The organism is Streptosporangium nanhuense (assembly GCF_059358815.1).
The window spans coordinates 180,935-196,865 of the sequence record NZ_JCADBG010000002.1 but is presented as its reverse complement, the minus strand read 5'-3'; the positions used below and the strand labels follow the sequence as shown (position 1 = coordinate 196,865).

Genomic DNA, 15,931 nt, shown 5'->3' with positions numbered 1-15,931 from the left:
TCGGTGCCGGGGCCTCCGGAGCCCTCGGAAGACCCTCGCGGGCCCACCGGAGCCGAACCGGAGCCGAGGTCCTCCGAGGTCCTCCGGAAACCCCCGCGGACCTGTGCGGCGGGGGTTCTCCCGGCACCCGGCGCGCACCGGCCAGGGAAGGGCCCGGTGCGATAAATGTCGGTCGGGGCTTCTATGGTCGTGAGTCGTGGACTACGCCGTGCAGGGAACACTCGACGAGCTGGGCACCCCGCTCGGCCAGATCACCTTCGTCGTGTTCGACCTGGAGACCACCGGCGTCTCGGCGGGCGAACACGCGATCACCGAGATCGGGGCGGTCAAGGTCAGGGGCGGCGAGGTGCTCGGCGAGTTCGCCACCCTGGTCGACCCCGGCTCGCCGATCCCCCCGTTCATCTCGGTGCTGACCGGCATCACCGACAGCATGGTGGTGGCGGCGCCGAGGATCGAGGCGGTGCTGCCGTCCTTCCTGGAGTTCGCGGCCGGCTCCACCCTGGTGGCGCACAACGCCGGGTTCGACCTGGGGTTCGTCAGGGCGGCCTGCGCCGCGCACGGGTATCCCCCGCCGGCCCACCAGGTGGTCGACACCGTCGACCTGGCCCGCAAGCTGCTGACCCGCGACGAGGCGCCCAACTGCAAGCTGTCCACGCTCGCCAGGATCTTCAGCGACACCGAGCCCTGTCACCGGGCGCTCGCCGACGCGCGGGCCACCGTCGACGTGCTGCACGCCCTGCTGGAGCGGGCGGGCTCCTTCGGGGTGCACACGCTGGAGGAGCTCAAGGGCTTCGTCCGCGCCCCCACCCCCGAGCAGCGCCGCAAGCGGCACCTGGCCGACTCGGTTCCGGCGGGCCCCGGCGTCTACGTGTTCGAGGACGAGGGCGGCGACCCGCTCTACGTCGGCAAGAGCACCAACCTGCGCAACCGGGTGCGCAGTTACTTCACCGCGAGCGAGACCAGGCCGCGCGTCCGCGAGATGATCGGCATCGCCGCGCGGGTCAGGTCGATCGCCTGCGCGACCTCGCTGGAGGCGGAGGTCAGGGAGCTGCGGCTGATCGGCTCGGCCAAACCCCGCTACAACCGCAGGTCGCGCTTCCCCGAGAAGATGTTCTGGCTCAAGCTGACCGACGAGCCGTTCCCCCGCCTGTCGGTCGTCCGCGAGGTCAAGGACGACGAGGCCTCCTACCTGGGCCCGTTCAACAGCACCCGCGCCGCCGAGGACGCCCGCACGGCCCTGCACGAGACGGTCCCGCTGCGGCAGTGCACCGAGCGGATCACCCCGCGCACCAGGCGTTCGGCCTGCGCGCTCGCCGAGATCGGGAAGTGCGGGGCCCCGTGCGAGGGCCGCCAGAGCCCCGGCGAGTACGCCGTGCACGTCGTGGCGGCCCGCCGGGCGATGGAGCTGGACGCGGCCCCGGTCTTCTCCGCGATCGAGGCCAGGATGGAGCGGCTCGCCCTCGACCAGCGCTACGAGGAGGCCGCCGCCGACCGCGACCGGCTCGCCTCCTACGTCCGCACCTCGGCCCGCATGCAGCGATTGCGCTCACTGACCGCGATCCCCCAGATGGTCGCCGCCGCCCCCCTGACCGGCGGCGCCTGGGAGATCCACGTCATCCGGTACGGACGGCTCGCCTCGGCCGGGGTGATGCCGAAGGGCGCCCACCCCACCCCGTTCGTCGAGGCGCTGACCGCCACCGCCGAGACGGTGCCGCCGGGCCCGGGGCCGGTCCACGCGGCCAGCGCCGAGGAGACCGAGTGCGTCCTGCGCTGGCTGGAGTCCCCCGGGGTGCGGCTGGTGCAGGTGGAGGGCACCTGGAGCCTGCCCGTCTCGGGCGCGGGGCGGCTCAAGGCCCGCATCGACCGCGCCTACCAGACGGCCGAGCCGCGTCGCGCGCGCGAGGGCCGCCCGCTGCGCTGAGGCCCGCGCTGATAGCTTCTGAGGCGGAAAGCCGCACTCAACGAGGAGGAAGCTCGTGGTCACCGCGATCGTTCACATCAACGCCGAGGTGGACCGGATCTCCGAGGTCGCCCAGACGGTCGCCGAGATCGACGGGGTGAGCGAGGTCTACTCCATAACCGGGGAGTACGATCTGATGGCCATGGTCCGCGTCCCCTCCTACGAGGAGATCGCCGAGGTCGTCCCCGGCCGGATCAACAAGGTGGACGGGGTGCTGCACACCGAGACCCACGTCGCCTTCCGCGCCTACTCGCGGCACGACCTGGAGGCCGCCTTCTCGATCGGCCTCGGCGAGTCCGACTGATCCTCACCCGCCTCGCCGACCTCGCCCGCGGTGGGCAGCCGCGCCCGCACCTCGAAGCCCCCTGCGGGCAGGGTCCCGGCCGCCAGCGTCCCGCCGAAGAGGGTGGCGCGCTCGCGCATGCCGAGCAGGCCGTGCCCCGCGACCGCCGCGGGGACGGTCCTGCCGTCGTCGCGTACGAGAACGTCGAGGAAGCCCGGCCGCCAGCGCAGCGTGACGCGGGCCGAGCGGGCGCCGGCGTGCCGCAGGGTGTTGTCGAGCGCCTCCTGGACGATGCGGTAGGCCACCAGTTCGAGGGCGAGCCCGACCTCGGCGGGCCTGCCCTCCTCGACCATGTCCACCCGCAGGCCCCGCTCCCTGACCCCGGCGAGCAGGTCGCGGAGGTCGGACAGCCTGGGCTGGGGCGTCCTGCCCGCGGAGAGGCCGTCGAGGTCGAGCAGCGACAGGGTGCGCTGGAGCTCGACGAGTGCCTGGCGCCCCGACTCCTCGGCCACCCTCAGGGTCTCCCTGGCCCGTTCGGGGTCCTTGTCCATGATCATCCGACCGGCGCCCACCCCGAGCGTCATCATGCTGATCCCGTGGGCGACGACGTCGTGCAGCTCGCGGGCGATGCGCGCCCGCCTCTCGGCGAGCTGGGCACCGGCCAGCGCCTCCCCCTGGTCGGCGAACCGGGCCTCCCACGACCTGAGCCTCAGCAGCAGGAGCCTGCGCTCCCACGCCAGGCTCGCCACGACCGCGCACAGTACGAGGGCCGCGCACGACAGCAGGATGGGGAACATCTGCTCGTTCAGGAGGTCAGCACGCCACATGACCGCAATCTAGAACGGTCACTCAGGGTGACACATCCTCTCGTGGGCGGATCTTGTGTCCGCCCACGAGCGGAGGACGTCCGGCACCGGCACGGTTTCCCGGCGAGGGCCGGGACGGCTTCGAGGCCCGCCCGACCCGGGTCCGGAAGCCGGGAGTCAGGACGACCTCGGCGCCGGGCCCGCTCCGGATCCGGCGACCGAAGATCAGGGCGACTTCGGGACCCGTCCGGCCCGGATCCGATGGCCGAAGGTCAAGACGACTTCAGGACCCGTCCGGCCCGGATCCGGCGGCCGAAGATCAGGAGGACTTCAGGGCCTGGCTGACCTGGACCCAGCGGTCGAGGGTCTCGGCGGCGGCGCCGGAGTCGACGGCCCGGGTCGCGCGTTCGTACCCCACGGCCATCGCGGCGTTCAGGTCGTCGCCGGCGCCGTCGTCCGCGCCCTCCCCCGCGCCGTCGAGGGCCACCAGCGCGGCGGCGGCGTTCAGCAGCACCGCGTCACGGACCGGCCCCGTCTTGCCGCCGACCAGGTCGCGTACGGCCTGGGCGTTGAAGACCACGTCCCCGCCGCGCAGCGCGTCGGGCGCCGCCCTGGGGATGTCGAGCGCGGCCGGGTCGAAGACGACCTGCTCAAGGGCGCCCTGGCGCACCACCCAGACCGTGGAGGTCGTGGCGATGGTGAGCTCGTCCAGCCCGTCGTCGCCCCGGAAGACCAGCGCGGAGACCCCGCGCTCGGCGAAGACGCCCGCGACGGTGGGGAGCATCCCCGAGTCGAAGATGCCGATCGCCTGGGCGGCGGGCCTGGCCGGGTTGGTCAGCGGGCCCAGGAAGTTGAAGATCGTGGGGACGCCGAGCTCCTTGCGCGTGGGGCCCACGAAGCGCAGCGCCGGGTGGTAGACCGGCGCGAAGCAGAAGGCGATCCCGGCCTCGACGGCGACCTTGGCGGTGTCGGCCGGGGCCAGGTCGAGCACGATCCCGAGGTGTTCCAGCACGTCGGCGGCGCCGCAGGAGGAGGAGGCGGCCCGGTTGCCGTGCTTGACGACCCTGGCCCCCGCCGCCGCGGCCACGATCGCGGCCATGGTCGAGACGTTGACGGTGTGGGCCCGGTCGCCGCCGGTGCCGACGACGTCGACGACGGGCCCCTCGACCGACAGCGGGGTGGCCCGCTGCAGCATCGTGCGCGCCAGGCCGGTCACCTCCGCGACCGTCTCGCCCTTGGCCCTCAGCGCCACCGCGAAGCCCGCGATCTGGGCGGACGTGGCGGAGCCGGACATGATCTGGTTCATCGCCCAGGCGGCCTCGTCGGCCGTCAGGTGTTCGCCCGCGATCAGGGCGGACAGCAGCGCGGGCCAGGTGGTACGCGCGTCCATGGAGGTCTCCAGGGGGGTTTTCGGGGGGTCTACCGGGCGGGCAGTCGGGTGGACAGGCGGCGGCGCATCAGGTCGGCGACGGTCTCGGCCAGGACGACCGGGTCGATCGGCTGCGGCACGACGGCCTCGGCGCGCGACCACTCGGCCAGCCAGCGGTCGTCGCGGCGGGCGATCAGCAGGCAGATCGGCGGGCAGTCGTGGACCTCGTCCTTGGCCTGGCGGGCCACGCCCATGCCGCCGGCCGGCTGGGCCTCGGCGTCGAGCACGGCGACGTCGATCTCTCCGGAGTCGAAGTGCTGGACGACCTTGGCGTGGGTGGCGCACTCCACGATCTCCACGAGGGGCACGTCGCCTGCGGGGCGACGGCCGATCGCCTGCCGCACCTTCTCGCGGGTGCTCGCGTCGTCGCTGTAGACGAGGACCCTCATCTTGTCGTCGGTGCTCACGGTCGCGCTCACTATCCCTCGTCGATGTATGGTCACCTGGGATGCTACCGGTCAGCCGGTCCGGAGACCCAGGCTGGAGTCAGTGCCGGGCGAATTGCCCCATACGTCCACTTTGAGGGGACGTGTGCACCCGCTATCGGGGGGTCGTGCGGCGACCCGAGCAGGAGAGCCGCAATAATGCTGCCCGTGGCGACAGCATCCGCAATTTCAACGACGACGACAGCACACTCGTCCCGCAGACCCGATCTGGTCAGCGTCGGGACGATTGTCTGGCTGTCCTCCGAGCTCATGTTCTTCGCGGCGCTGTTCGCGATGTACTTCACCATCCGGTCAGTGAGCATCGGCCAGGGCCTGCCCTGGCCCGAGGCCCACCTGAACATCCCGTTCGCCCTGGCCAACACGATCATCCTGGTCCTGTCGAGTGTGACCTGCCAGCTGGGCGTGTGGGCCGCCGAGAAGGGCCAGGTCGCCAAGCTGCGCTTCTGGTACGTCGTCAGCTTCCTGATGGGCGCCGTGTTCGTGGGCGGCCAGCTGTACGAGTACAGCCAGCTGGTCCACGAGGGGCACACGCTGTCGCACTCCGCGTACGACTCCGTGTTCTACCTGACCACGGGCTTTCACGGCCTGCACGTGACCGGTGGACTGATCGCGTTCCTGTTCATGCTGGGACGCACGTACGCCGCGAAGCGCTTCACCCGTGAGCAGGCGACCAGCGCGATCGTCGTGTCCTACTACTGGCACTTCGTCGACGTGGTCTGGATTGGCCTTTTCGTAACCATCTATGGCATTCACTAAGGAATCGGGGATCTCTGTGAATAGGATCACCGCTGGGCGGCGGCATCCCCTCGCGAGATACGCCGTCCTGCTCCTGGCCCTGGGCCTGATCGGCGGGATCTACACCGTCGCGCTCGCGGTCTCCCCGAGCCGGCAGGCCGACGCCGCCATCGCGTCCGGCAGGGCCGACGACGTGGCCGAGGGCAAGAAACTCTTCGAGCGAAGCTGCTCCAGCTGCCACGGCCTCAACGCCGAGGGCACCGCCCAGGGTCCGACCCTGATCGGCGTCGGCGCGGCCTCCGTGGACTTCCAGGTCGGCAGCGGCCGCATGCCCCTGGCCAACCCCGGCGCGCAGGCACCGCGCAAGCCCCTGGCGCCCTGGGTCAACGACGACACCGTCCGGCAGCTCGGCGCCTACATCCAGTCCCTCGGCGGCGGCCCGACCGTCCCGAGCGCCGAGCAGGTCGACGCGAGCAAGGGCGACAAGTCCAAGGGCGGGGAGCTGTTTCGCGCGAACTGCATCCAGTGCCACAACTTCGTCGGCGCCGGCGGAGCCCTCACCCAGGGCAAGTACGCGCCGCCGCTGCACGCGGCCACCGAGAGGCAGATCTACGAGGCGATGGTCACCGGCCCGCAGGCGATGCCGGTGTTCAACGACAGCATGATCACCCCCGAGCAGAAGCGGGACATGATCGCCTACATCGTGGGCGTGCGTGAGGAGCCCAACCCGGGCGGCGCCGGTCTCGGCCGCATCGGCCCGGTCACGGAGGGTCTGGTGGCCTGGGTCGTCGGGCTCAGCCTCCTCTCCCTGGCTGCCATCTGGATCACCGCGAAGAGGCGACAGGCCAAATGACTGACAACAATCACGACATCGAACAGCCGGAGGAGCGCGCGCCCAAGCGCGTGATCGGCACCCCCTCCCCGGCGGCGAGCACCTCACTTCTCGGCCGTGACGAGCCGAAGAAGACGGACGTCGTCCAGGTGCCCGGGGTGGTCCCGCAGGACGAGGCGACCGCGAGGAAGGGCGAGCGGTACGCCGCTCTCTGCTTCGTCGTCGCCTTCCTGGGCGGCATCGGCTTCGTGGTGTCGTACGTCGTCTTCCAGGTCGGCGACATCGAGAAGACGCAGGTCTCCAACCTGGCGCTGGGCGGCACACTCACGCTGGCCCTGCTCGGGCTGGCCGCGGGCCTGACGACCTGGGTCCGCCTGGTCATGCCCAAGTACAACCTGGTCCAGGAGCGCCACGCGATGGCCTCCGACCCCGAGACCAGGTCGTACGTGGCCGAGACCTTCCTGCAGGGGGCGAACGAGAGCGGTCTCGTCAAGCGCCCGCTGCTGCGCCGCACCCTGCTGGCCGCCGCCGCCCCGCTCGGCCTGGCCCCGCTGGTCCTGCTGCGCGACCTCGGCCCGAGCCACACCAACTTCCCGGCCAAGCTGCGGCACACCGTCTGGGGCGAGAAGACCAAGGACGGCAAGCCGCGCAAGCTCATCGTCGAGGGAAGCGGCTCGCCGATCAGGGCCGCCGACTTCAACTCCCCCGGCGGCATCCTCTCCGTGGTGCCCGAGGGGTACGAGCACGACCTGAACGCGCTGGCCAAGGCCACCCTGATCCTGATCAAGTTCCGTCCCGAGGAGCTCAAGTCCGGGACTAACCTGAACTGGGCACCCGAAGGCATCGTGGCCTACTCCAAGATCTGCACGCACGTCGGCTGCCCCGCGGCCCTGTACGAGCAGACCACCCACCACATCCTGTGCCCGTGTCACCAGTCGACCTTCGACGCCGCCGACGGCGCCAAGGTCATCTTCGGCCCGGCCGCCCGGCCTTTGCCTCAGCTGCCGATCGCCGTCGACAATGAGGGATATCTCGTCGCCACGGCGGACTTCGCGGTCCCCGTCGGTCCCAGCTTCTGGGAGCGCGGCGACGCCGAGGCCGAGGTCCGTGAGAACGGAGCCCAACAGTAATGAGCATCGAGACCGTTCCCAAGCCCATCGAGGGTGCGAGCACCTTCGTCGACGACCGCATCGGCGCGGGGAACTTCCTCCGCCGCAACCTGCGGAAGATCTTCCCGGACCACTGGTCGTTCCTGCTGGGTGAGATCGCGCTCTACTCGTTCATCATCCTGCTGCTGACCGGCACGTTCCTGACGTTCTTCTTCAAGCCCGGCATGGGCCACGTCGAGTACGCCGGTTCGTACGGCCCGCTGCAGGGCGTCACCATGTCCGAGGCGTACGCGTCGGCGCTGAGCATCAGCTTCGACGTGCGCGGTGGCCTGCTGATGAGGCAGATGCACCACTGGGCGGCCCTGCTGTTCATCGGCGGCATGATGGTGCACGCGCTCCGGGTGTTCTTCACCGGCGCCTACCGCAAGCCCCGCGAGCTCAACTGGCTGATCGGCGTGCTGCTGCTGACGCTGGCGCTGGCCGAGGGCCTGACCGGTTACTCCCTGCCCGACGACCTGCTCTCCGGCGCCGGTCTGCGGATCACCGAGGGTGTGGCGATCTCGCTGCCGCTGGTCGGCACCTGGATCACCTTCTTCCTCTTCGGTGGCGAGTATCCGGGCGAGGACGTCATCGCCCGCTTCTACTCGCTGCACATCCTGCTCATCCCGGGCATCCTGCTCGCGCTCATCTCGGCCCACATGATCCTGATGTGGGTGCAGAAGCACACGCAGATGCCGGGCAAGGGCCGCACCAACGAGAACGTGGTGGGCGCGCCGTTCTACCCGGCCTTCATGATCAAGGCCGGCGCCTACTTCATGTTCACCTTCGGTGTCATCGCGCTGCTGGGGACCTTCGCCCAGATCAACCCGATCTGGCTGTTCGGCCCCTACACGCCGGCCGACATCTCGGCGGGCTCGCAGCCCGACTTCTACATGGGCTTCCTCGAAGGCTCGCTGCGCCTGATGCCCGCCTGGGAGATCAACCTCTTCGGCGGCGCGGGGGGCACGCTCGCGATGAGCGTGCTGATCCCGGCCCTGGTGCCGATGGGCATCGTCATGACGGGCCTGGCGCTGTACCCGTTCATCGAACAGTGGGTCACCGGCGACCGCCGCGAGCACCACGTCGCGGAGCGTCCCCGCAACAACCCGCACCGCACCGCGATCGGCATGTCGGCGGTCACGTTCTACGGCGTCCTGTGGCTGCTGGGCGCCAACGACGAGATCTCCGCGTTCTTCCACATCTCGCTGAACTGGACGACCTACGCGGGCCGGTTCCTGGTGATCGCCGGTCCCGTGCTGGCGTACATCATCACCTACCGGACCTGCCTGGGCCTGCAGCGCAGCGACGCGGCGATCATCAGCCACGGCGTGGAGTCCGGTGTGATCAAGCGGCTGCCCCACGGCGAGTACATCGAGGTCCACGTCCCGCCGCACGAGGCCATCGAGGCCCACATGCGGGGCAAGGAGGCGATCCCGATCGTCTCCGGGGGCGGCACGGACCCGAAGAACCGCGACGACATCCCGTCCAAGGGGATGCGCGGCCCGCTCGGCAAGCTGCGCGCCAAGATGAGCGCGGCGTACGGCGGCGAGAAGATCCCGCTCGACGACGGCCACGGCCACGGCGAGGACCACGAGGAGCACGCGGCGGTCGGCAAGGCCGGAGACGACAAGTCCCTGACCCGCTGATCCACCACGGCTGACGCCACACGAAGGGCCCGGACACCACATGGTGTCCGGGCCCTTCGCCTTGCGCCTCACCGGACGAACCGGGCTGCCGTGAGGCCCCCGGGAAGCCCCCAGGAGGCCCCTGCGGGCCTTTCACGGGCCGGGGCGTTCGAAGGGACCGCCCCTCGCCTCCGGCACCTCAGAAGACCTCAGGAGACCTCAGAGGACCTGAGAGGACCTGAGGGGAGACCGCCGGTCAGACGTCGTCGCTGTCGAAGTGCTTGAGGCTGCTCCACTTGAGCCACTCCTTCCAGCTCTCCTGCCAGTGACCCCACCCGTTCAGGGGCTCCAGGACGCGGGGCGAGCCGGTGATGATGATCGGGTCCCCGATCAGGGTGTTGTCGAGGAACCACTTGGCGTTGCTCGGGCTGACGTTGACGCAGCCGTGGCTGACGTTGGAGTTGCCCTGGGAGCCCACCGACCACGGGGCGCTGTGGATGTACTCGCCGCTGTTGGAGATGCGGACGGTGTCGTAGACGGTCAGCTGGTAGTAGCCGGGGGAACCGGGCCCGATGCCCGGGGAGGTCATGACGGTGACGTTCTCCCGTGACATGGCCAGGTGCACGCCGCTGGTCGTGTGGTACTTCCAGTTGCCGCCCTGCCCGGCGCTCATGGGCATCTCGCGGACGACCTTGCCGTTGCGCCTCACCGTGAGGTGGTGCGACTGGACGCTGCCCTTGGTGATCTGCGAGCGGCCGATCTTGAAGTTGACGGTCTTGTTCGCCGCTCCGTACAGGCCTCTGCCGCCGCGCACCCCCGCCAGGCGGGCCTCGACCCGGACCCTCGTGCCGGCGGGCCAGAACTTCTTCGGGCGGAAGTGCACGTTGCGGTTGTCGAACCAGTGCCACGCCCCCAGGACCGGCCTGGAGGTACGGACGAGCAGGTTGCGCTCGATGGAGACCCGGTCGGAGACGTCGCGGTCGAAGGTGATCATCACCGGCATGCCGACGCCGACGGTCAGGCCGGTCGAGTCCCTGCCCGGCATGAAGTTCTCGATCGCGAAGGTCTCGCGCTTGCGCACCGTGGAGAAGGAGGAGGTCGTGGTGGTGACGGCGCCGGCCGGGTTGACGGCCGTCACGGAGACCTCGTAGGAGGTCCCGGGGGCCGCGTTGCCCCGGCTGCGCCACTGGGTGCCGTCGACGCTGAGAACGCCCGGCAGGACGCTCCTGGCGCCCTTCACGGCCCTGACGACGACCTGCCGCAGGGTGCCGCCCTGCGCGGCGATCAGGATGGGCGTGTCCGTGGGAACGCCCCTGGCCTTGTCGAGGGGGGTCACGGTGACGACGGCCGCGGCGGCCGCGGCGGGAGAGTTCTGCGACGCCTGTGGCGTCTGACCGCCCTGTACGGCGGTGTTTCCCGAGCAGGAGGCCGTCACCAGCGCGAGGGTCAGCAGTCCCGCTCCCTGGCTCGAACCCCGGATCGCGTGCCCCACATGAACTCCCCTGTCCGGACTGAACCACTGATTCAGTTATTACCCGGAGTAAGCGGTTCACCACATAAGACATCCACCTTGAGCCCCAAATAAACGCCAAAAAGCGGGCCACGGAAGCTTCTCCGTGGCCCGCTCAGGTGGCGGTGGAACGCGGGGTCAGTGCGAGAAGTTGCCCCGGTAGTACTCGAAGACGAAGCCGATCATGCTCATCACGATCGCGAAAACGCCGATCAGGAAGAGCCACCAGCCGATGACCAGGCCGACCGCGCTGAGGGCGACGGCGAGGCAGACGAAGAGCGGCCACCAGCTGTGCGGGCTGAAGAAGCCGAGCTCCCCGGCGCCGTCGCTGATCTCGCCCTGCTTGTCGTCCTCCGGCTGCTCGCCGATGCGGCGGGCCGTGTACATGAGGTAGTAACCGATCATGAACGCGAAGCCCACCGAGATGGCCATCGCCGTCGTGCCGACCGGCTCCTTGGACCAGTACCAGTAGACGACGTCCACGGCGGCGAAGAAGACGCCGCAGAGGATGAACAACCAGCCCTGGACCTTCATCGGACCTCCTCCAGCTCACGATCGGCCGGGATGTGCGGGTGCTTGAGGTCGAACGCCGGGCGCTCGGACCGGATCCGGGGCAGCGAGGTGAAGTTGTGCCTCGGCGGCGGGCAGGAGGTCGCCCATTCGAGGGAGTTGCCGTAGCCCCACGGGTCGTCCACGGTGACCTGCGGCGCGGTCTTGTGGGTCTTCCACACGTTGTAGAGGAACGGCAGCGTGGAGGCGCCCAGCAGGAACGCGCCGACCGAGGAGACCATGTTGAGGTCGGTGAAGCCGTCGATCGGGCTGTAGTCGGCGTAGCGGCGCGGGAAGCCCTGCGCGCCGAGCCAGTGCTGGACCAGGAACGTGGTGTGGAACCCGACGAACAGCGTCCAGAAGTGGATCTTGCCCATCGTGTCGTTCAGCATCTTGCCGGTGAACTTGGGCCACCAGAAGTAGAAGCCCGCGAACATCGCGAACACCACGGTGCCGAAGACCACGTAGTGGAAGTGCGCGACCACGAAGTAGGAGTCGGAGACCTGGAAGTCCAGCGGCGGGGAGGCCAGGATGACGCCGGTCAGGCCGCCGAACAGGAAGGTCACCAGGAAGCCGATCGAGAACAGCATCGGCGACTCGAACGACAGGTGGCCGCGCCACATGGTGCCGATCCAGTTGAAGAACTTCACCCCGGTGGGCACCGCGATGAGGAACGTCATGAAGGAGAAGAACGGCAGCAGCACCTGTCCCGTGGGGAACATGTGGTGCGCCCACACGGTGATCGACAGGCCCGCGATGGCGATCGTCGCGCCGACCAGGCCGATGTAGCCGAACAGCGGCTTGCGGCTGAAGACCGGCAGCACCTCGGTCACGATGCCGAAGAACGGCAGCGCGATGATGTAGACCTCCGGATGGCCGAAGAACCAGAACAGGTGCTGCCAGAGCAGCGCGCCGCCGGTCTGGGAGTCGAAGATGTGCGTGCCGAGCTTGCGGTCGGACTCCAGGGCGAGCAGCGCGGCGGCCAGCACCGGGAACGCCATCAGCACCAGGATCGAGGTGAGCAGGACGTTCCAGGTGAACATCGGCAGGCGGAACATCGTCATGCCGGGCGCGCGCATGCAGATGATCGTGGTGATGAAGTTGACCGAGCCGAGGATCGTGCCCAGACCGCTGATGGTGAGGCCCACGATCCACAGGTCGCCGCCGACTCCCGGGGAGTAGATGGCGTCCGACAGCGGGGCGTAGGCGAACCAGCCGAAGCTGGCCGCGCCGCCCGGGGTGATGAACCCCGCCAGCGCGATCGTGCTGCCGAAGGTGAAGAGCCAGTAGCTGACCATGTTCAGTCGCGGGAAGGCGACGTCGGGGGCGCCGATCTGCAGCGGCATGAGCTCGTTGGCGAAGCCCGCGAACAGCGGGGTCGCGAACATCAGCAGCATGACGGTGCCGTGCATGGTGAACAGCTGGTTGAACTGCTCGTTACTGGTGAACTGAAGACCCGGCTGCGCCAGCTCCGCCCTCATGACCAGCGCCATGACGCCGCCGATGAGGAAGAAGATGAACGAGGTGATCAGATAGAGATGTCCGATGATCTTGTGATCGGTGGACGACGCCCACTTCGTGATGATCGAGCCCTTACGGGTCGGCACCGGGGGAAGAGGGAGGGATTCGTTGTGCGCGGTCACTGGGCACCCGCCTGACTAGCGATGTACGTGTCGAATTCGCCCGGGTCGACGAGCTTCACCGAGAAGAGCATCCTGCTGTGGTCCACGCCGCAGAGCTCGGCACAGCGGCCGGCGTAGACGCCCTTCTTCACGGTGTCGACCTCGAACTTGTTGTTCACGCCGGGGATCACGTCGCGCTTGAAGTGGAACGCCGGGACCCAGAAGGAGTGGATGACGTCCGGCGAGTGGAGGTCGAACTCGACCTTCTTGCCGGCCGGCAGCACCAGCTGCGGGCCCTGCATGTAGTCCCCCGCGGGCTCGCCGACGACCTGGACGGTCTTGCCGTTGTACTCCGTCGTGAAGCGCCAGCTCCACTGGAAGCCCTCGACCTTGACCTTCACGTCAGGCTTGCCGGACATCTCGTTGAGGTAGTTCTGGTCCCGCGCGGTGAAGAAGAAGAACACGCCGACCATGATGATCGGCACCACCGTGTAGAGGATCTCGATCGGGAGGTTGTACCGCACCTGGGGCGGCAGCTCCTCCTTGGAGTGCTTCTTCTTGCGGTGGAAGGCAACGGACCACAGGATCAGACCCCACACGACCACACCGGTGGCGAGGGCGGCGATCCAGGAGCCGTTCCACAGATTCTGAACGGCGTCGGACTGCTTGGTGACGCCCTCGGGCAGGCCCCCTCGGGACCAGTCTTCGGCACTGCACGCCGTCAGGGAAACCAGCAGCAGCGCCAGAGCGGCAGCGCGTGGCACCCGGCGGCGGGCCAACGGACGCCGTGCAGAACGGCGGGTCGGACTCACGGATCGCCTACCCCACAGATGAAGCCCAGGAGTCGCTCCTGGGCGGTCGTTTGTTCACATTCAAGATTTCGTAGTTCACAGCTTCACGCTGGGGGACACATTAGCGCGGACACCCCTCGCCCTCCCCCGCAGCCCCCGCCCGCACCGCGTGTGGTGCGACGATTGGGGACGTGGCGTACTTCGACGCGGCTTCCACGGAGCCGCTGCACCCCCAGGCGCGCGAGGCTCTCATCGCGGCCCTCGACGTCGGCTGGGCCGACCCCGCGAGGCTTTACGGTTCCGCCCGCCGGGCAAGGATGTTACTGGAACAGGCGCGGACCGAGGTGGCCGAAGCCCTGGGCGCCAGGGCCGACGAGGTCTCGTTCACCTCCTCCGGCACCCAGGCGGTGCACCTGGGCGTGCTCGGCACCCTGCGCGGCCGCCACCGGGCCGGCCGCCGCCTGGTCACCTCGGCCGTGGAGCACTCCTGCGTGCTGCACGCGGCGGGCGTCCACGAGCGCGACGGCGGCTCGGTCGAGACGGTCGGCGTCGGGATCACCGGCGCGGTCGACCCGGAGGTCTTCGGCGAGGCGGTACGCGCCGAGGGCACGGCCCTGGCCTGCCTGCAGAGCGCCAACCACGAGGTCGGGACGCTCCAGCCCGTCGCCGAGGCGGCGGCGGCGTGCGCCGAGGCGGGGGTGCCGCTGCTGGTGGACGCGGCCCAGACGGCGGGCAGGATGCCGCTGCCCCCCGGCTGGTCGGTGCTGGCCGCCAGCGCGCACAAGTGGGGCGGCCCCGCGGGGGTCGGCGTGCTGGTGGTCCGCAAGGGCACCCGGTGGCGCACCCCCCTGCCCGAGGACGACCGCGAGCGCCGCAGGGTCCCCGGATTCGAGAACGTGCCGGCGATCGTCGCGGCGGCCGCCGCGCTGCGCGCCACGGTGGCCGAGTCGGCCACGGAGTCGGCCAGGCTCTCGGCGCTCGTGGACCGCGTCAGGACCGAGGTCCCCAGGCTGGTCCCGGACGTCGAGGTCATCGGTGACCCGGTCGCACGAGCACCGCACATCGTCACCTTTTCGTGTCTTTACGTGGAAGGTGAGGCCCTGCTGACGGAACTCGACAAGGCCGGGTTCTCGGTATCGTCCGGCAGCTCCTGTACGGCGAGTACGCTTCGTCCGTCGCATGTTCTGGAGGCCATGGGCGTGCTCACGCACGGAAACGTCCGCGTTTCGCTTCCCCGGGGCACCTCGGCGACGGATGTCGACCGTTTCCTCGCCTTCCTGCCGGACGCGGTCCGGAGGATCCGCGAGGAGGCGGGTGTCAAGCTTTGATCAACATTCGGGGACTTTCGGGAGTGAAGACGCGATGACGTCCAGTCAGGCCACTCCGGCGGGATCGGCACAGCCTCCCGCCCTGACCATCGACGCGCTGGGCAAGAAGTGCCCGATCCCGATCATCATGCTGGCGGCGCAGATCAACGACGTGCCGCGCAACGGGATCGTCGCCGTCCTCGCCGACGATCCGGCCGCCGTCACCGACATCCCCGCCTGGTGCCGGCTGAAGTCGCACCACCACGTGGGCAGCCACGAGCTCCCTGAGCGCGGCTGGGCCATCCACGTGCGCCGCAATTACTGACATGTCCTGAAATTGGGTATGACCTCCCCCGGAAACACGTCAAACGGTTCGGGGGGACGGCATGAGCGGTGAGACGGCCAGAGATCTGATGCACACCGGGGTCCGGTGCGTCGAGGCACACGAGACACTCGACCGGGCGTCACAGATGATGCGGGACATGAACGTGGGCGCGCTGCCCATCTGCGGCAGCGACGACCGGCTGAAGGGGATCATCACCGACCGCGACATCGTGGTCAAGTGCGTGGCCCGGGGGCTCGATCCCTCCAAGATGACCGCGGGAGACCTCGCGACCGGCCTGGTCTGGGTGTCCTCGGAGGCGGGTGTCGAGGAGGCTCTGGACAAGATGGAGCAGAACCAGATCCGGCGGCTGCCGGTGATCGAGGACGGCCGCATCGTCGGCATGATCACCGAGGCCGACCTGGCCAGGAAACTGCCCGACGACAAGCTGGCCGAGTTCGTGCACCGCGTCTACGCGAGCGGCTGACACCCGGCCCACACAAGCGTCTGACAGCGGTCGCCGTACGGCGACAGCGGCCGGGCCACCGCCGGGCGACGGCCCGGCC

General features: G+C 69.4%; 16 protein-coding genes. 9 read left to right on the top strand and 7 right to left on the bottom strand.

From position 1 onward, the window contains the following. Nucleotides 1–196: 196 nt before the first annotated feature. Both AC5L38_RS05780 and AC5L38_RS05775 read left to right on the top strand, forming a co-directional pair. Complete coding sequence (locus tag AC5L38_RS05780; RefSeq protein ID WP_495241704.1) at nt 197–1,921, top strand: DEDD exonuclease domain-containing protein; 1,725 nt, start codon at nt 197–199, stop codon at nt 1,919–1,921. Nucleotides 1,922–1,976: 55 nt separating this feature from the next. Further along, entirely contained in the window at nt 1,977–2,264 is a 288-nt protein-coding gene (locus AC5L38_RS05775; protein ID WP_495241703.1) for an Lrp/AsnC family transcriptional regulator, read from the top strand. On the opposite strand, the gene AC5L38_RS05770 is transcribed toward AC5L38_RS05775, so the two are convergent. The 3 genes from AC5L38_RS05770 to AC5L38_RS05760 form a co-directional block, all read right to left on the bottom strand. Continuing rightward, entirely contained in the window at nt 2,207–3,070 is an 864-nt protein-coding gene (locus AC5L38_RS05770) for a sensor histidine kinase (RefSeq protein ID WP_495241702.1), read from the bottom strand. The two genes, AC5L38_RS05775 and AC5L38_RS05770, sit on opposite strands and share 58 nt — an antisense overlap. Nucleotides 3,071–3,368: 298 nt before the next feature. Continuing rightward, the gene (gene trpD, locus AC5L38_RS05765; RefSeq protein WP_495241701.1) at nt 3,369–4,439 is read right to left on the bottom strand and encodes an anthranilate phosphoribosyltransferase; all 1,071 of its coding nucleotides are present in this window, start codon (nt 4,437–4,439) and stop codon (nt 3,369–3,371) included. A 29-nt stretch (nt 4,440–4,468) separates the two neighbouring features. Continuing rightward, the gene (locus tag AC5L38_RS05760; protein WP_362677922.1) at nt 4,469–4,867 is read right to left on the bottom strand and encodes a DNA-binding transcriptional response regulator; all 399 of its coding nucleotides are present in this window, start codon (nt 4,865–4,867) and stop codon (nt 4,469–4,471) included. A 195-nt stretch (nt 4,868–5,062) separates the two neighbouring features. Here AC5L38_RS05760 and ctaE point away from each other — a divergent pair, with 195 nt between their 5' ends. Genes ctaE through qcrB form a run of 4 tightly spaced genes read left to right on the top strand, consistent with a single transcriptional unit; the run spans nt 5,063 to nt 9,285 of the window. Next, nucleotides 5,063–5,680, top strand: a complete 618-nt coding sequence (gene ctaE, locus AC5L38_RS05755; RefSeq protein ID WP_362873241.1) for an aa3-type cytochrome oxidase subunit III — start codon at nt 5,063–5,065, stop codon at nt 5,678–5,680. 16 nt (nt 5,681–5,696) lie between these two features. After that, nucleotides 5,697–6,512 carry a cytochrome bc1 complex diheme cytochrome c subunit gene (gene qcrC / locus AC5L38_RS05750; RefSeq protein ID WP_495241700.1) on the top strand — a complete coding sequence of 272 codons (816 nt, stop codon included), beginning with the start codon at nt 5,697–5,699 and terminating at the stop codon, nt 6,510–6,512. Then, nucleotides 6,509–7,621, top strand: coding sequence for a cytochrome bc1 complex Rieske iron-sulfur subunit (gene qcrA / locus AC5L38_RS05745; RefSeq protein WP_495241699.1), 1,113 nt, complete (start codon nt 6,509–6,511; stop codon nt 7,619–7,621). Before qcrC ends, qcrA begins: the two co-directional genes overlap by 4 nt. Continuing rightward, complete coding sequence (gene qcrB, locus AC5L38_RS05740) at nt 7,621–9,285, top strand: cytochrome bc1 complex cytochrome b subunit (protein WP_495241698.1); 1,665 nt, start codon at nt 7,621–7,623, stop codon at nt 9,283–9,285. Before qcrA ends, qcrB begins: the two co-directional genes overlap by 1 nt. Nucleotides 9,286–9,520: 235 nt before the next feature. Here the strand turns inward: qcrB and AC5L38_RS05735 are convergent, their stop codons facing one another. The 4 genes from AC5L38_RS05735 to ctaC form a co-directional block, all read right to left on the bottom strand. Beyond that, nucleotides 9,521–10,756: a L,D-transpeptidase gene (locus AC5L38_RS05735; RefSeq protein WP_495241697.1), complete on the bottom strand. Its 1,236-nt coding sequence runs from the start codon at nt 10,754–10,756 to the stop codon at nt 9,521–9,523. 156 nt (nt 10,757–10,912) lie between these two features. Beyond that, nucleotides 10,913–11,308 carry a cytochrome c oxidase subunit 4 gene (locus AC5L38_RS05730; RefSeq protein WP_495241696.1) on the bottom strand — a complete coding sequence of 132 codons (396 nt, stop codon included), beginning with the start codon at nt 11,306–11,308 and terminating at the stop codon, nt 10,913–10,915. Continuing rightward, nucleotides 11,305–12,930 carry an aa3-type cytochrome oxidase subunit I gene (ctaD, locus tag AC5L38_RS05725; RefSeq protein WP_495241695.1) on the bottom strand — a complete coding sequence of 542 codons (1,626 nt, stop codon included), beginning with the start codon at nt 12,928–12,930 and terminating at the stop codon, nt 11,305–11,307. Before ctaD ends, AC5L38_RS05730 begins: the two co-directional genes overlap by 4 nt. Nucleotides 12,931–12,962: 32 nt before the next feature. Further along, a complete protein-coding gene (gene ctaC / locus AC5L38_RS05720; protein ID WP_495241694.1) occupies nt 12,963–13,709 on the bottom strand; it encodes an aa3-type cytochrome oxidase subunit II in 747 nt (248 codons plus the stop codon). 218 nt (nt 13,710–13,927) lie between these two features. Here ctaC and AC5L38_RS05715 point away from each other — a divergent pair, with 218 nt between their 5' ends. The 3 genes from AC5L38_RS05715 (at nt 13,928) to AC5L38_RS05705 (ending at nt 15,852) form a co-directional block, all read left to right on the top strand. After that, the gene (locus AC5L38_RS05715) at nt 13,928–15,064 is read left to right on the top strand and encodes a cysteine desulfurase family protein (protein WP_495241693.1); all 1,137 of its coding nucleotides are present in this window, start codon (nt 13,928–13,930) and stop codon (nt 15,062–15,064) included. 34 nt (nt 15,065–15,098) lie between these two features. After that, the gene (locus AC5L38_RS05710; protein ID WP_389914373.1) at nt 15,099–15,368 is read left to right on the top strand and encodes a sulfurtransferase TusA family protein; all 270 of its coding nucleotides are present in this window, start codon (nt 15,099–15,101) and stop codon (nt 15,366–15,368) included. A 61-nt stretch (nt 15,369–15,429) separates the two neighbouring features. After that, a complete protein-coding gene (locus tag AC5L38_RS05705; RefSeq protein ID WP_495241692.1) occupies nt 15,430–15,852 on the top strand; it encodes a CBS domain-containing protein in 423 nt (140 codons plus the stop codon). The last annotated feature ends 79 nt before the right edge of the window (nt 15,853–15,931 follow it).

Coding starts and splice junctions, on each gene's coding strand:
- AC5L38_RS05770 (WP_495241702.1), bottom strand. CDS start 3,070: ATGTGGCGTGCTGACCTCCTGAACGAGCAGATGTTCCCCATCCTGCTG.
- trpD (WP_495241701.1), bottom strand. CDS start 4,439: ATGGACGCGCGTACCACCTGGCCCGCGCTGCTGTCCGCCCTGATCGCG.
- AC5L38_RS05760 (WP_362677922.1), bottom strand. CDS start 4,867: ATGAGGGTCCTCGTCTACAGCGACGACGCGAGCACCCGCGAGAAGGTG.
- ctaE (WP_362873241.1), top strand. CDS start 5,063: ATGCTGCCCGTGGCGACAGCATCCGCAATTTCAACGACGACGACAGCA.
- qcrA (WP_495241699.1), top strand. CDS start 6,509: ATGACTGACAACAATCACGACATCGAACAGCCGGAGGAGCGCGCGCCC.
- qcrB (WP_495241698.1), top strand. CDS start 7,621: ATGAGCATCGAGACCGTTCCCAAGCCCATCGAGGGTGCGAGCACCTTC.
- AC5L38_RS05730 (WP_495241696.1), bottom strand. CDS start 11,308: ATGAAGGTCCAGGGCTGGTTGTTCATCCTCTGCGGCGTCTTCTTCGCC.
- AC5L38_RS05710 (WP_389914373.1), top strand. CDS start 15,099: ATGACGTCCAGTCAGGCCACTCCGGCGGGATCGGCACAGCCTCCCGCC.
- AC5L38_RS05705 (WP_495241692.1), top strand. CDS start 15,430: ATGAGCGGTGAGACGGCCAGAGATCTGATGCACACCGGGGTCCGGTGC.